This is a genomic window from Colwellia sp. MB02u-9, assembly GCF_014077085.1.
Lineage (GTDB): Bacteria > Pseudomonadota > Gammaproteobacteria > Enterobacterales > Alteromonadaceae > Cognaticolwellia.
Map to the genome: position 1 here is coordinate 101,362 of NZ_JACGVF010000073.1, position 15,167 is coordinate 116,528.

13 protein-coding genes are annotated in these 15,167 nt (G+C 39.9%); 4 read left to right on the forward strand and 9 right to left on the reverse strand.

What is annotated here, in order from left to right; genetic code table 11:
- Positions 1-62 precede the first annotated feature (62 nt).
- Positions 63-1,898 carry a tetratricopeptide repeat protein gene (locus tag H4J65_RS05505; protein WP_182196468.1) on the reverse strand — a complete coding sequence of 612 codons (1,836 nt, stop codon included), beginning with the start codon at positions 1,896-1,898 and terminating at the stop codon, positions 63-65.
- A gap of 401 nt (positions 1,899-2,299) precedes the next feature.
- Positions 2,300-4,084 carry a DUF885 family protein gene (locus H4J65_RS05510; protein ID WP_220465100.1) on the reverse strand — a complete coding sequence of 595 codons (1,785 nt, stop codon included), beginning with the start codon at positions 4,082-4,084 and terminating at the stop codon, positions 2,300-2,302.
- Between the two features lie 479 nt (positions 4,085-4,563).
- Here H4J65_RS05510 and H4J65_RS05515 point away from each other — a divergent pair, with 479 nt between their 5' ends.
- A complete protein-coding gene (locus H4J65_RS05515) occupies positions 4,564-5,577 on the forward strand; it encodes a GGDEF domain-containing protein (RefSeq protein WP_182196471.1) in 1,014 nt (337 codons plus the stop codon).
- Here H4J65_RS05515 and H4J65_RS05520 read toward each other — a convergent pair.
- Entirely contained in the window at positions 5,574-6,041 is a 468-nt protein-coding gene (locus H4J65_RS05520) for a DUF523 domain-containing protein (RefSeq protein WP_182196476.1), read from the reverse strand. The two genes, H4J65_RS05515 and H4J65_RS05520, sit on opposite strands and share 4 nt — an antisense overlap.
- Positions 6,042-6,108: 67 nt before the next feature.
- Positions 6,109-6,423, reverse strand: a complete 315-nt coding sequence (locus tag H4J65_RS05525) for a DUF3630 family protein (protein WP_182196480.1) — start codon at positions 6,421-6,423, stop codon at positions 6,109-6,111.
- Between the two features lie 194 nt (positions 6,424-6,617).
- Between H4J65_RS05525 and H4J65_RS05530 the strand changes: the two genes are divergently transcribed.
- On the forward strand, positions 6,618-6,917 hold the full coding sequence (locus H4J65_RS05530) for a cytochrome c (protein WP_182137159.1): 300 nt from the start codon (positions 6,618-6,620) through the stop codon (positions 6,915-6,917).
- A gap of 82 nt (positions 6,918-6,999) precedes the next feature.
- Here H4J65_RS05530 and recQ read toward each other — a convergent pair whose 3' ends face one another.
- Positions 7,000-8,802, reverse strand: coding sequence for a DNA helicase RecQ (gene recQ / locus H4J65_RS05535; protein ID WP_404851939.1), 1,803 nt, complete (start codon positions 8,800-8,802; stop codon positions 7,000-7,002).
- 124 nt (positions 8,803-8,926) lie between these two features.
- Here recQ and H4J65_RS05540 point away from each other — a divergent pair, with 124 nt between their 5' ends.
- Both H4J65_RS05540 and rarD read left to right on the forward strand, forming a co-directional pair.
- On the forward strand, positions 8,927-9,382 hold the full coding sequence (locus tag H4J65_RS05540; protein ID WP_182137161.1) for a thioesterase family protein: 456 nt from the start codon (positions 8,927-8,929) through the stop codon (positions 9,380-9,382).
- Positions 9,383-9,473: 91 nt separating this feature from the next.
- Positions 9,474-10,385, forward strand: a complete 912-nt coding sequence (gene rarD / locus H4J65_RS05545) for an EamA family transporter RarD (protein ID WP_182137162.1) — start codon at positions 9,474-9,476, stop codon at positions 10,383-10,385.
- 149 nt (positions 10,386-10,534) lie between these two features.
- On the opposite strand, the gene uvrD is transcribed toward rarD, so the two are convergent.
- The 4 genes from uvrD to dapF all read right to left on the reverse strand — a co-directional run bounded on the left by uvrD (position 10,535) and on the right by dapF (position 15,166).
- Positions 10,535-12,709 carry a DNA helicase II gene (gene uvrD, locus H4J65_RS05550; protein ID WP_182137163.1) on the reverse strand — a complete coding sequence of 725 codons (2,175 nt, stop codon included), beginning with the start codon at positions 12,707-12,709 and terminating at the stop codon, positions 10,535-10,537.
- Positions 12,710-12,891: 182 nt separating this feature from the next.
- On the reverse strand, positions 12,892-13,617 hold the full coding sequence (locus tag H4J65_RS05555; RefSeq protein ID WP_182196486.1) for an HAD-IA family hydrolase: 726 nt from the start codon (positions 13,615-13,617) through the stop codon (positions 12,892-12,894).
- Between the two features lie 11 nt (positions 13,618-13,628).
- Positions 13,629-14,339 (reverse strand): DUF484 family protein, encoded by a 711-nt coding sequence (locus tag H4J65_RS05560; protein WP_259367539.1) that lies wholly within the window; start codon positions 14,337-14,339, stop codon positions 13,629-13,631.
- Positions 14,336-15,166 carry a diaminopimelate epimerase gene (dapF, locus tag H4J65_RS05565; protein WP_182192358.1) on the reverse strand — a complete coding sequence of 277 codons (831 nt, stop codon included), beginning with the start codon at positions 15,164-15,166 and terminating at the stop codon, positions 14,336-14,338. Before dapF ends, H4J65_RS05560 begins: the two co-directional genes overlap by 4 nt.
- Position 15,167: the final 1 nt, after the last annotated feature.

Here is a 15,167-nt window from a genome sequence, read left to right on the forward strand (position 1 = left end):
TGATCTGCTAATAGCATTTATTAAATTAACTTCTACCGCCAGCAAGTATCATTCCTATCCTGCTATTTTTCAATATCAGCACACTCACTCAATCGAGAAAGAAAAACATAGGGATCAATATCCTGAATACTGGGTGCTGCAATTGAAAAAATAACGTTAACGGAATAATCGCCTAAGTTAGCAAAAAACCGGGTTTTTATTGCCTGCTTTATACGGGTAAATTTAATCAGTACTTGCTCCGGCGTTTGATGTGGACACAAAAACAAGTATTCCCCATCACTAATAACACCCGCATAGTCTTCTGCATCAAGATTTTCGTTAATAATAGTGGCCAGTACCTGGCTAACATCAGCCAACACTTTACGGTTAAAGCGAAAACTGAGCTCTTGCCAGTTTTCAACTTTTAAATAGGCGACTGAAATATTATATTGATACTTTCTTGCCATTTTATATTGCTGTTGATACCAACGTTTAGTTTGCACCGCTTGGGTTAAATGAGTTTGGGGCAACTCTATTTCATCGTAATTATGATTAAGCTGTTTGCGATACGCTTGAAAAAAGCAATAAATAATAAAAAGTAAGCTACAACTTAGCATGCTAGCAAGCAATATAATCCATAGCTGTTGGCGATGATACTTCTCACTAAACGCTAAACTCAGTTGGCTTTGTTCCGCTAAATTCAAGGCTAATTTTTTGGCTTTATTACTGGCCGATGTAGCGATGGCCGCTAATGAATTTTTTACACTGACATTTGGATACAATGCTTGATACAGGGTGAGATAATGCTTTTGTGTCTCGATTGCCTGCTCAAATAGCTTTTGTTCGCTGTAGTAGTCTGTGAGCAATAAAAACAAAACTATTTGTTGCGGCGACAAGACGACATTTTCGGCTAAAGACTGAGCAGAGAGCAGCATAGTATCAGCTTCTGTAGGCTTATCTAAAGCATACAGCACTCTTACTAAAGCAATTTTCGCCGATAAATTAAACCGTACTAAGTTATGCTGATTAAAAACTGCGTGGGCATTTAGCAAGCGCACTTCTGCCAACGTAAACTGCTGCTGTTGATACAGCACTTGCCCTAAACCAAGTTCTGCATAGGCGGCGCGAATAGGTAAATTATACTGCTTGGCAAATTGTAGCGACTGCCAAAAAGCATTATAAGCGTCATCATATTGCTGTAATTGGTAATAGGCATTCGCCACTAAATGATAGCTGCGGGCAATACCTGCTGTTCTTGACATAGTTGTACGTAATTGTAATACGTGATTAAGCAATTCTACCGCGTTGTTATATTCTGATAAATAAAAATGCGCTTCAGCAATAATTTCTAAGAGGGTGATCTGGTCAACACTTTGCTGGTGCTGGCTCAGTATACTTTCCACTTTAGTTAACGCTTTTACTGCCAAAGCGTAGTCATCATTTAAGGCATAAGCCACCACTGAATAAGCCAGTGCCTGCAAATGATAATTCATATTACTGGCTTGATCAGCCAACCATGCCGCTGTTTGTGAGGTTTCTCTTAACTGAATATATTTGCCTTGAGCATAATAACCACGGGCAATTTTCAATAATAAGTCTAATTGTAAATCGACATCAGTCGGCTCTGTTTCGCTACCATATTGGGCAAATTGCAATGCTACTGACAAGTCACCGCGATTAAAGGCAACATCTGACAACAAGGAAAATGCCTTGGCAACCCTATTATGACTGTATTGATCTGGGTTATTTACCACGGCTTGTGCAACGTCAGCCACATCTTGACTAATCAATACCTCTTTATCTTGCAGATAATAAGCATCAAGCAATTGCCGATAGTTTTTATCCTTGCTTATTGAGTCGGCTTGAGCCGTAAGCAAAAGGCAAAAATTTATTAAAATACCCAACAGCATTCGTTTCATTGAACCTTGACTTCCTATTCTGGGTGAGAGACTGTTTATCTTTCAAGGTTAAAATTTATACCATGTCATAGTTCAAATGCAAGCCTAGCTTTGTGGCAATTTTGTGCTCGGCTTGTCGCTTTATTCGCTTGGCTAATCACTTAATGAAATGGGCATAATACTGGCGCCTATAAAAACCTTCCTAGCTTGTCTGAATATCAAATAAAGTAGCTTAGCTATAATCGCACTTGACGTTATAAAGCTCAAAATAAGCACAAAGCCAGTAAAAATCCGAGACGAGAAATGACGAATAAAAGCGCCGAAACGGCCCAATGTAGATACAAGCATAGCTTATCTTAAACTATCACTTCGTCATCACAATCTCTAGAAACTGTGTCTGCTATGTTATCTTTTGTTGCGGATTAATTTACGCTTGATAGCTCTTCCTGCTGTTTAGCCTTTTTGTTGGCAACATATGCAATCATCACATTTTCTAACATGGATAAGGGCATCGAGCCATTTTTCAACACTTGATCATGAAACTCTCTCAAATCAAAGTCTTGACCTAAGGCTTGCTCAGCCATTTTACGAAGCTTTTTAATGGTTAATTCACCCATTTTATAAGACAAGGCTTGGCCCGGCCAAGAAATATAGCGGTCAATTTCAGTTTTAACGTTGTGCAGTGATAATGCCGTGTTATTCGCTAAATAGTTCATCGCTCGCTCGCGGCTCCAACCCTTCGCATGCATGCCCGTATCAACCACCAGTCGACAAGCTCGCCACATTTCATAAGTTAATCGGCCAAAGTTACTATAAGGGCTTTTATAAAAGCCCACTTCTAGGCCCAAATACTCAGAATAAAGCCCCCAACCTTCGCCAAACGCTGAGATATAAGTATTATTTCTAAATTTAGGCACATTTTGCATTTCTCGGGCAATGGAGCCTTGTAGATGATGACCGGGGACCGCTTCATGTAAGGTTAACGCCTCTAAAACATATAAGGGTCGACGGTCTAAGCGATAAGTGTTGACCCAATAGTTACCGGCCTGATCATCTCGTGATGGTCCAGAGTATCGTCCCGTGGTGTATTTAGGGGCAATGTTAGCGGGCACCTCAATAACGCCGTAAGGTGTGCGCGGTAAGGTTTTAAATAATTTAGGTAATTGAGCATCCATTTTTTTCGCTATAAATGAAGCTTCTTTTAACAAGCCTTCTGGGCTTGTGGCATAAAATTGTTTATCGGTACGCAAAAAATGGACAAAATCAGCAAAGCTGCCGGTAAAGTTTAATTGCTGAATAATATTGTCCATCTCGCCTCTGATCCGCTTCACCTCGGCTAAACCTGTGTTATGCACTTCATCAACGGAAAGCGGCAAAGTAGTGTAATGCTGTAACCGATTTAGATAATAATTTTCGCCATTAGGTAAAGAGCTAGCGGCAATATTGCTTCTCGCATTGGGTTGGTAATGTTGCACCATATAATCATAGTACTTTTGATAGCTTGGCATAACACTGCCTAAAATAATGTCGGCGGCCTGTGCTTGCAGTTCCAATTTAAGTGCTGGGGGGAAATACGCCGGTAGGGTTAAAAATGGCTGATAATAGCTGCTTAATGTCGCATCTGTTTTTATAAAAGCTTGAATCGATTCTTCAAAACCTTGTAAGACTATTTTAGGTTGGGTGATACCCGCTTCAATGCCTTTATCCATCCAGTACATTTGCTGAGAAAAATATTTTGCTAAAGCGCCTAGTCGAGTGAGGTAGTCACGATAATCTTGTTCAGTTTTAAAACTTACTTGGCTTTTTATACGGCTGATCCAAACATGAAAGCCTGACTCCGCTGTTAGCGGCATGTAATGTTCTTTGTTGGTATAACTATCCAATTGATTTTTAATGGTATAGGACAACACCGCATGATTAATGACCTCATCTTGCTGAAGACCTTGAACGGCAACCTGCGCTAAACGTTGATCAATAGCAAGTAACGCTTGATGCTGCTGCTTAAGGGTGTCGGGTGATAAATCAGGTAATTGGCGGTTAGTTTCGCCAGCAATATCTTGATTAAATGGGCTTTGCAGATCATTAAAGCGCTGATAGTCTTTAATGATCTCTGCAAGATCATGGTTCACTAAGCTCACTTGAAGCTTGGGTGACTGACACGCCATAACAAAAAAAAATACAAATAGGGTGATTGAAAATACTTTCATGACAAGATCTCAAAGATTAATTTACACAGGAAACTCAATAACTAAATACCATAACAAAAGATAAGTATTTATAAAGAAAAGTTTTCTCTGACAGGATAATTTTCTTGTTGTGCTTATATACAAAACTTAACGGCTTGCGACAACATCTCAAGATAGCTGTTTGTGTCAGTTGACAAAGGCTGAGTTGCACAGATTATTGTTGCTGATTAAACACATCTGTGCAGGCAATACTATATTAAAAACAACACGATAGACGGCTAAGATAGAACAAAGACAAGGCTAGCGCTTTATTACCAAAAGAGTTAAGTTATAAATAAGCCTTTAATAGCTTACCTGCTGCGAGTTAAGTGAACAATAAACCAGTATAATTAGCTTTATTGTTGTTTTTAATACTTTTTATTGTGGTATTTTCACTAAAATTATTACAGAATAGCTTTCCAGCTATTATTAGCGAATGCCGTAGATCAAAGGTTGGAATAATGAAGTACCATGATTCTATAGTAACAGCCGAAAAAAAAATGCACGCCGCCATCAAGCAATTGCAGCTATGGCATATAGCAGCGACGCCAATTAATTACGCGGTGAGTTACGGCTACCTCAATAAACATTCAAAAGCACTTAATGCCGCCATTGAAAAACAATTAGCCGCGGTTAAAAAGCTTGATAACTTCTTTTTAGAACAAATATATAGCCAATATATTTTAGTGCAAAGTGCCTTTCGAGGTGAGTTAATTGACGATCTTGATGAAGTATTAATCGATTTACAAGCCAATAGTCAACAGTCTTCCTCTTGCACAAAACGATTAGTGACTCAATTAGATGATAATATGGTGCGTTTAAACTCGACGGATAAAGACGAAATATTTATTGCGATTAAAAAAATCCGCCAAACAACTCAAGAGTTCAAACTTGCACAAGAAAAAATTGTTGAGCAATTACTGGTCTCAAAACAGTCAACTGAGGCATTGCGCTCAGAATTAGAAGATGTAAAAAAAGAAATTTATTTAGACCCTTTAACTAGATTATATAATCGTAAAGCTATGGCAAAGCATTTAGAGCTTTGGTGCTCTGCTGATCCTGATCAGCAGGTGGCGGCGATAGTCATTAATATCGATCAATTTTCTCAGATGAATGAAAGTTTGGGGCCACTGATCAGTGACGTGTTATTAACAAAAATAGCTAATAAAATTAGCAGTTACGTCGATGAAAGTGGCTTACCGATAAGATCGGCTGGCGATGAGTTTTTGATCCTACTGCCGGATGTTGAACGCAGCATGGCGGGCGAAATTGCTGAAAAAATTCGACAAAGTGTAGAGAAGCTAAGATTTATCAGCAGTAAATCAGGTACTCGTTTGCCACAAATAACCCTCAGTATGGGGGTCAGTGATTATAATGTCGCCACGAGTGCTCATAACATCATTAACCAGACCCGTGCACTGATTAACCAGCAGGCTAATCGCCGAACTAATTTCGTTAGTATCGCCAATAGTTAACTCAGTGTTAGCTCGCTAATGAGTTCGGCGAGGTTTTTCTCTGAAAATACTTTTATGCCGTTTGCTCTTAAGATAGTAGTGGTAACACCTTGCCCCGGTATCTTCTGTTGATTGAACTGGCCATTGTAAATACTGGAACTGCCACATGACGGACTAGATTCTTTTAATAGTGCATAACGAATATTATGTTTTTGGCAGAGCAATAACGCCTGATTAGCACCTTGTTCAAAAGCATGGCTGACATCATGACCCATAATAGTTTTCACGATTATTTTTTCGCCAATAATGCGAATCTCAGCGGGCGCTCTTGGTGTAGTTAATCCGCCAGCTAACTCCGGACAAATAACCACCAAGCGTTGCTCTTTTTTCCAAGCTGTCAGCGTGGTGTGAGTTAATAAATTATCTCCACCATCATATCTGACTTTATTGCCTAAAAAGCAGCTACTGATGAGGATTTTTTCCATTAATTTTTAACCCTATATTTTTAAATTACTATCATGCTGTGATTAAATAATATCGATTGAAAGTCTACTAAGATCCTGATGACAACAGCAGCTTAATTTCCTGCAGTCCAGTGCGGTCTTGCGCTGTAATACACTCGAGCCAACATGCATGACTGTACTCTTCAAAGTTGAGTAAAAACTCATAGTTACTATATTTTATTCTTAAACAATACAGGTCTGCACCTTGTAAAACCTCCAACACTGTTGCCGACACACTGAGTAAAACATGATCAATAACGGCTGTTTTATCATCCATTGTCCATTCAAGATTAAAACTAAGCTGTAAAGTACTCGGATTTATTTCCTCAACATTGATGATTTCTATATTATTTTTTATCTGCATACCATTTTCTTCTTAGTTTAAGTTTAGTTAAGTTAACCGTAATCAGTTGCTTAAAACTTGTCTTAGCGCCACAAAATATTAGATAAACTTTCATCCTGATACGATCGTAAAAAAAGCCACGACAACAGTATACTTTTTACATATAATCAACTGAGGATCCTTTAAAAATTATTGACCAAAGAGAGATAATATTTATGAAAAAATTTACTTTAGCCATTGCTGCTACTGTTATGATGGCTTCACCTGCATTCGCTGGTGACGCAGCTGCGGGCAAAGCAAAAACTGCCATGTGTTCAGCTTGTCATGGTGCTGCGGGTATTTCCGCTATTCCAATGTATCCGAACCTTGCCGGCCAAAAAGAAGCTTACCTAGCTCAGCAATTAAAAAACTTTAGATCAGGCCAACGTAAAAACGCAGTAATGGGCCCTATGGCGATGGCATTATCTGACGACGATATTGCTAACATTTCAGCATACTACTCAAGCCTTAAATAAGCTTAATTTTTGAGGTTAAAAAAGCGCTATTAGGCGCTTTTTTTGTGTCTGCCTTTTCTCGCCGCTTGTTCTCGCTTAGGTTTTAGTTTTGGTGCTGTTTAATCAAAGAGAGAAACGGTTCACCATAGCGTGCAAGCTTAGTGTCACCTATACCACTGACATTAAGCATTTGTCTTGACGTTAAAGGTTTTACTCTGGCCAATTCAGCTAATGTGGCATCGTTAAAGACAATAAACGGCGCTATGTCTTCAAGACTCGCTATTTCTTTACGCAATGATCTTAGCTTAGCAAATAAGGCTCTATCGTAGACTTTATCGCGTTTATTGCCTTGCCAATAGCTCGCTTTTTGTAAACGAGGCGTGGCCAACATCAGCGGCTGTTGTCCTTTTAAAACCCCACCGGACGCTTGTGTTAGACATAAGTTCGACTGAGCAGCGATATCTTGTTGTAAATAGCCTAAATGAATCAATTGCCGTACGATTGAAAACCAATAGCTGGGCGTTTTGTCGCTGCCAATACCAAAAGTTGATACTTTGTCATGACCCAAGGCAATAATTTTATCATTAAGTTCAGCCCGTAAAACTGCCACCACATGCTCAATATCACCATTGCCTTCAATTCTATAGACACAAGAAAGCACCATTTGTGCCGCTTTTGTCGCGTCAAATTGACTCGGAGGATCCAAGCAAATATCACAGTTACCGCAACTTTTTTCAGTAAACTCGGCAAAGTAGTTTAATACCACTCTACGCCGACAGGTTTGCGCATCAATAAAACCTCGCATGGCTTGAAAACGCTGTAATTCAACGTTAACGCGTTGTTCATTTTCACCTTCTGCAATACGTTTGCTAATACGTTCAACATCTTTTTCATCATAAAGAAAAAGCGCCTCTGCGGGTAAGCCATCACGCCCTGCACGACCTATTTCTTGATAGTATGACTCTACTGTTCTTGGGGGCTCAAAGTGAATAACAAAACGGACGTTGGATTTATTAATGCCAAGCCCAAAAGCCACTGTTGCTACCACTATCTGAATATCATCTTTGGCGAATTTATCTTGAATAATATTACGAATGTCAGACTCTAATCCGGCATGGTAAGCCGCACAATTAATGCCCGTTTGTGCTAAATTTTTCGCTAGTTTTTCAACTTGCCAACGGCTATTGCAATAAATGATGCCACATTCGTCTTTACGCTTGTTGATATAACCCATAACTTGTTGCTCACCTTGATATTTATCTGCCAAGGTAAAACGAATATTAGGTCGGTCAAAACTATCAAGGTGAATGTAGGGATCATGCAAAGCCAATTGTTGTAAAATATCTCGGCGTGTTGTCACATCCGCTGTTGCGGTTAACGCCATCACAGGCACATGCGGAAAGTTTTGCTTTAGCAGATGCAATTGTGTGTACGCGGGGCGAAAATCATGTCCCCATTGCGATATACAATGAGCTTCATCAATCGCAAATAAACTTATGTTGAGTTGTGATAAACCTTGAATAAAATAATAATTTTTTAGCCGTTCAGGGGCAACATAAAGTAGCTTTATTTCACCTTGACCTAAACGTCTAAATATATCGTTAATGGTCTCATTGTCGAGTGAGGAATTTACATAAGCCGCTGATATCCCTTGGTTAACTAGGCCATCAACTTGATCTTTCATTAATGCAATTAAGGGGGAAACAACAATAGTGATACCCGGCATTAAGGTTGCTGGCAGCTGATAGCACATTGATTTGCCGCCACCGGTGGGCATTAATACTAAGCTGTCACGGCCCTGAAGTGCATAATTAATAATGTCTTCTTGGCCGGCACGGAAGCTCTGATAACCAAAATGATGTTTAAGAGCTTCAGTTAATGTTGTAGGGGAAGTGGCTTGCAACAGACAGTCTTCATTGGGTGAAATCGACCGACATTTTAACGTAGTAACAGCTTTGTGCGGAGATTTATTTTCAATATCAGCATAATTATTGTTATTCTTTTATCTCATCGGACCAAAAGGAAACTTTATGACACATGAAGAGACGTTTATGCAGCTTGCTCAATATTGGAACCAAGCCATGCCATTTAACAAGCTATTGGGCTTAGAAATCACCCAATTTAATAGCCAAGAGTCAGTTGTTAGTATTGTCTGGGACGACAAGCTAATTGGTAATCCGGAACAAAAAATACTGCATGGCGGCGTTACGGCTTCAGCGCTTGATCTGGCCGGTAGCGTTGTTGCTGCCGCCAATATCCTCACTCAGTTAGCTGAATTATCACCCGAAATAATTACACAAAGCTTAAGTCGTTTGAGCACTATTGATTTACGGACCGATTTTTTAAGACCCGGACGGGGAGAAAAATTTATTGCGACAGCGAAAATCATTCGTAGTGGCAGTAAGGTGGCAGTTGCCCGCATGGAGATGCATAACGAGAAAGGTGACCATATTGCCTTTGGCACGGGCACTTATATGGTGGGATAAAAGCAGCCATCATGAGTATTAACATGGGTTGTTTAGCCCAATAATGCTATTATGGTCATTATCTCACCAACCTTAACTCATAACTTACTCCATGCCAATATCTGAAAAAACCGCCTTACGTGGCGGTATTATTAGTGCCGTTAGTGCCTATACTATGTGGGGTATCGCGCCACTATATTTTAAACTAATAGACCATATTAACGCCGATGAAATTTTAGTACATCGCGTGGTTTGGTCAACTGTTTTATTAATCTTAGTCGTGCTGCTGACCAAAAGATCGCGCAATTTTATTGCCACTATTACTCAGCCCAAAATAGTCATGCGATTAACCATTTCAGCGACACTGCTTGCCATGAATTGGTTTATGTTTATTTGGGCGGTTAATAATGGCCATTTACTTGATGCCAGCCTAGGCTATTACATTAATCCACTTTTCAGTGTGGCGTTAGGGGTTATATTTCTAGGTGAACGCTTGCGACCTTGGCAGCTATTTGCCGTTGGACTCGCCTTTATAGGTGTGATGATTCAACTCTTTATGGTTGGGTCACTACCGATGATTTCATTAGCACTGGCTGCCACTTTTGGTACTTATGGCTTATTACGTAAAACCATGCCGTTAGACTCATTTGTCGGCTTACTGATCGAGTCTCTGATGATGTTACCGATTGCCTTGATTTATTGGTTAGTGTTTTTAAAAACAAGTACAACCAATATGTTAGACAATGATATGTCATTAAATATGCTCTTGGTTTGTACCGGCATTGTTACTACTGCGCCCTTGTTATGCTTTTCTGCTGCAACAAAACGTATGACCTTAACGGCTTTAGGATTTTTTCAATACATTGGCCCAAGCATCATGTTTATTTTGGCAACGTTTTATTACCAAGAGCCATTATATTTTGCTAAATTAATTACGTTCGCCTGCATCTGGACCGCATTAGCGATATTTAGTTTTGATTCAGTAAAAGCGAGAAGACAGGCGATAAAAACAGCCACAACATAGCGAGAAGAAATAGTGCAAAAGTGTGACAGATTAGAAATTTTTATCTGCCAGAGGTGTTTAAAGCAGGGTTAATCGCCGCGCTAGCGTTAGGCCGTTACAACAGATGTTAAACCCGTTGCAACGGTTAGCCAGTGTACTGTCTTGGAAATTTACAGTGTTTCTAAGTTCGCATAAGCAACAACAAGCCACTTGCAACCCACGTCAGCAAAGTTAACTTGAATACGACTTTGCGGACCACTACCTTCGTAGTTTAATACCACACCATCACCAAACTTTTTATGACGAACATTTTGGCCGAGTTTAAAGCCCGAATTACCAAATGTTTCTAGGGTCAGGGCCGATGAAAATTTCCCTGTTGTGACGGGTTTCTTCACTTGATTTTGCAGACGAATTGCCTCTGTACAATCGTCAGGTAGTTCTCTCAAAAAGCGACTCGGCTTGTGATTTTTTTCCTGACCATACAATCGACGGCTTTCTGCATGGCATAAATATAATTTTTTCATTGCCCGGGTCATACCGACATAGCACAAACGTCGCTCTTCTTCTAAGCGACCATGGTCTTCAACCGACTGCTGCGAAGGAAACATGCCTTCTTCTAAACCGGCAATAAAAACCAATGGAAACTCTAAGCCTTTAGCCGAGTGCATGGTCATTAACTGTACCGCAGGTTCATGATCATCAGCTTGTGACTGACCAGATTCTAGCGCTGCATGGGTTAAAAAAGCGGTAAGTGGGCTTTGTTCTTCTTCAAGCTCTGGGTCAACCTCAAAAGTTTGACAAGCGTTCACTAGCTCATTTAAGTTTTCAATACGAGCTTCGGCACGCTCACCTTTTTCGGCTTGATACATCGCCTTTAAGCCTGAGTGTTGAATAACATAGTTGGCTTGCTGATCAAGATTTAACTTGCTTGAGTCGTCTTCTAGCTGATCAATAACATTGATAAACTGTTGAATAACCTTGGCACTTCGGCCTTTGAGTTCCTTATTTTGCACCATATGTTGGCAGGCTTGCCACAAGGTACATTCTAAGTTTCTTGCGCCATCACGGACTAGACTTAAGGTTTGATTACCAATGCCACGGGTTGGGGTATTGATAACACGTTCAAAGGCTGCATCGTCATCACGATTATTTAATAAGCGTAAGTAAGCCAGCGCATCTTTAATTTCTTGACGTTCAAAAAATCGTAAACCACCATATATGCGGTAAGGTAATTTCGCTTGAATTAAGGCTTCTTCCATTAAACGTGACTGCGCATTACTGCGATATAAAATCGCCACGTCATCAAGTGAGCCATCATCTTTTTGCCAATCAGCAATGCGTCCGGCAATAAAACGTGCTTCATCTATCTCATTGAATGCAGTATAAATAGATATTTTTTCACCGGCATCATCTTCGGTCCATAAATCTTTGCCTAGACGATTATTATTGTTGTCAATCAGCTGATTAGCGGCCTTGAGAATATTGGCAGATGAACGGTAATTTTGCTCAAGTTTAATCGTTTTTGCGCCATCAAAGTCTTGCAAAAAACGTTGGATATTTTCAATTTTTGCGCCACGCCAGCCATAAATAGATTGATCGTCGTCACCAACAATCATGACCTTGCCACTTTTTTGACCTAATAAGGTTAACCAAGCATATTGAATCGCGTTAGTGTCTTGAAACTCATCAACTAAGACATGAGCAAAGCGCTGTTGATAATGCTGTAATAGCTCTGGATTATTTAACCAAAGCTCATGGGCGCGAAGTAATAATTCGGCGAAGTCGACTAAGCCTGCACGGTCACAAGTGTCTTGATAAACCCGATAAACTTTAACAAAAAGTTCTTCTGTTACGTCATGTTGGGCATCAATATGTTGCGGGCGTAAGCCTTCATCTTTTTTACCATTGATATACCAAAGAAATTGTTTGGGAGGCCAGCGTTTTTCATCAAGTTCTAACGAGCGCACAATGCGTTTAATCATGCGTAGCTGATCGTCTGAGTCAAGCACTTGAAAACTTTGTGGCAATTTCGCTTCTTGAAAATGCATACGCAATAAACGATGCGCTAAGCCATGAAAAGTACCCACCCACATGCCTTGTACATTACCATCAACGGTTTGTTCAACACGGGCTCGCATTTCAGCTGCCGCTTTATTGGTAAAAGTAACCGCTAAAATACTATGAGGAGATGCGTGTTCAACCTTCATTAACCAAGCAATACGTTGCACTAAAACCCGGGTTTTACCGCTACCGGCACCGGCAAGCACCAGCATATTTTGTAGTGGTGCAGCAACAACATCTCGTTGTTTATCGTTCAACGACTCAAGTAATTCAGAAACATCCATAGCGAGGTAAAATCAAAAAGCGAAAATATAACCCTATCATAGCAAGTTCAGCACTATTTTGATAACGCTATCCTTAGCCAAGCTAACTAATAAAGTGATCAACTTGGCATTAATTCATCTTCAGGCTAGCTTTTGACTGTATTGTTTGAAATTTATTAGTTAAAAGTAATAAATACAATAATTTATGTCAATATTTTGGCGAGCTGCTCAATATGGTCAAGCGCAAGGGTTGGGAGAACTTTTAGGGGTTTACCGACTTTATATGGGTTTAACCAGACGGTTTGACAGCCAGCATTAATAGCACCAAAAACATCATTTTTACCACAATCGCCAACATGTAGTAGTTGGTCAGGGCGAATTTGCAAAGCCGTACAGGTTTTATCAAACATATCGCGGTCAGGTTTTAATTTATTGTCAATCGAGGCATGAAAGTGTTCAGTAAAGTACTTGGCGATACCTATTTTTTGGGTATCAACATTACCGTTAGAAATCGCCACTAGTGGCATCTTGCGCTGAAGAAAGTTCAGAAAATCATGGGTCTGTTGCGGTAAAGTAAAGTTACTACGTTGTTCAACAAAATAAGCTAAAGCGGTAGCGGCAAAAATATTAGCCTCTATACTGGTTAAGCCAAGTGACAGAGCACCTAGGTAATAAGTTTTTTCTCGCAATAAGCCAACGTCATGCTGTAGTTCTGGTGATTGTGCGATAACCTGCTGGCGAAAAGGCCACCAAAAGCTAAAATCAAAACGATATAAGTGGCTATCAATACCATAGTCACTCAAGCTTTTGTGTAAATAAGCGACCATCTTTTTATCGGTCGCCACCATAATCGGTTGATTGCTGTATAGGGTATCGTCTAAATCAAAGCTAATCGCATGAAAGGGGTGTAATCGGCGATAAAATCTCACAATGTTTCTACCTAATAGAGATGTTGATGTAAAAGTTTTGCCACCAATTTTTTAAATTGGTTTAGCAATAAGGTATCCATACGCGGATCAAAATGCTCAGCATCTCGGCTACTAATGGCTAAAAAACCGATATCTTCTTGGTTGTGCGTCAGTCGTACTAAAACCACTGATCCAGTGCTTGCTTGAGCAAAAATTAATGCTTGTTCACTTTGTTGTAAGCGGCCAAAATAGTATTGATCTTTACTTAATCGGCTGGCCATTATTTCTGCGCAATCATCAGTAATTAAAGCACTGTGATTGACCTTGACCGGTTTTATTAACCATACTTTAAAGGCGTCAAACGATAACAACTCAGTGGTCGCCTGATGCAAACAATCCAGTAATTCTGCTGCGGTTGTGCAATCGAGTAAACGTAAATAAAGATCACTGTATAAGGCAAATAATTGTTCATTTTGGCTTGCGATCACCATGAGTTGGGTGATTTCTTCTTCCAAATTATGAATTTTTTCGCGTTGTTGTAACAATTGACGCTCAACTAAAGAAATAGCGCCACGTTGATGATCTGGCAACCTTAAGCCGGTAACAAACTCGGCTTGACGATTAAAAAATTCAGGATGCTGTTGCAGATAGCTGACAATTAATTCATCGGTTAACTGTATTTCATCAGCTGATTTTAGGGTCTGTTCACTTGCTTGCATCACTTTATTTTTATCTTTATTCATAGATTTATTTGCCCATCGAAGACATGCACAGCGGGACCTGTCATTTTGACCGAATTACCTGGGCCTTTCCAAAAAATCTTCAATTGCCCCCCAGGTAAATCAACCAAGACTTGTCGATTAAGTTTCTTTTGCATCTGGCCAACAACAACAGCAGCACATGCGCCACTACCACAAGCGAGTGTTTCAGCAGCACCACGTTCATAAACCCGCAGTTTAATATATTCAGCTGACACCACTTCCATAAAGCTAATATTTGCTTGTTGAGGAAAACGTTCATGCAATGACAAAGCTTTACCCAATTGCTCTACGGGTGCTTCTTTGACATTATCTACCGTTAAAACGCAGTGCGGGTTGCCCATTGACACAACACCACAAAGCACGGTTTCGTCATCGCTACGCAGAATATAAGTGCCTTCTGCTTTTTGTGCTGTAAAGGGAATTTTTGCTGGTTCAAATTGTGGTACCGGCATATTGACCGACACATTGCCGTCACGCTCAATAAACAAGGTCATTTTGCCTGATTGCGTTGACACTTTTATTTTATGTTTATTCGTTAAACCTTTTAAGCGGACAAATTTCGCAAAACAACGTGCGCCATTGCCACATTGCCCAACTTCACTGCCATCAGCATTAAAAATTCGATAATGAAAATCTAAATCTGGATCATAAGGAGGTTCAACAATGAGCACTTGATCAAAACCAATACCAAAATTTCGATCGGCCAGCTGTTTAATCTGCTCATTCGATAAAAAAACATTTTGGGTGACATTATCGATGACGATAAAATCGTTACCTAAACCGTGCATTTTAGAAAAATTGATTAACATT

Excerpts from the sequence above, each read along its gene's own strand:
- H4J65_RS05505 (WP_182196468.1), bottom strand. The coding sequence starts at position 1,898 with ATGAAACGAATGCTGTTGGGTATTTTAATAAATTTTTGCCTTTTGCTT.
- H4J65_RS05510 (WP_220465100.1), bottom strand. The coding sequence starts at position 4,084 with ATGAAAGTATTTTCAATCACCCTATTTGTATTTTTTTTTGTTATGGCG.
- H4J65_RS05515 (WP_182196471.1), top strand. The coding sequence starts at position 4,564 with ATGAAGTACCATGATTCTATAGTAACAGCCGAAAAAAAAATGCACGCC.
- H4J65_RS05520 (WP_182196476.1), bottom strand. The coding sequence starts at position 6,041 with ATGGAAAAAATCCTCATCAGTAGCTGCTTTTTAGGCAATAAAGTCAGA.
- H4J65_RS05525 (WP_182196480.1), bottom strand. The coding sequence starts at position 6,423 with ATGCAGATAAAAAATAATATAGAAATCATCAATGTTGAGGAAATAAAT.
- H4J65_RS05530 (WP_182137159.1), top strand. The coding sequence starts at position 6,618 with ATGAAAAAATTTACTTTAGCCATTGCTGCTACTGTTATGATGGCTTCA.
- H4J65_RS05540 (WP_182137161.1), top strand. The coding sequence starts at position 8,927 with ATGACACATGAAGAGACGTTTATGCAGCTTGCTCAATATTGGAACCAA.
- rarD (WP_182137162.1), top strand. The coding sequence starts at position 9,474 with ATGCCAATATCTGAAAAAACCGCCTTACGTGGCGGTATTATTAGTGCC.
- uvrD (WP_182137163.1), bottom strand. The coding sequence starts at position 12,709 with ATGGATGTTTCTGAATTACTTGAGTCGTTGAACGATAAACAACGAGAT.
- H4J65_RS05560 (WP_259367539.1), bottom strand. The coding sequence starts at position 14,339 with ATGAATAAAGATAAAAATAAAGTGATGCAAGCAAGTGAACAGACCCTA.
- dapF (WP_182192358.1), bottom strand. The coding sequence starts at position 15,166 with ATGTTAATCAATTTTTCTAAAATGCACGGTTTAGGTAACGATTTTATC.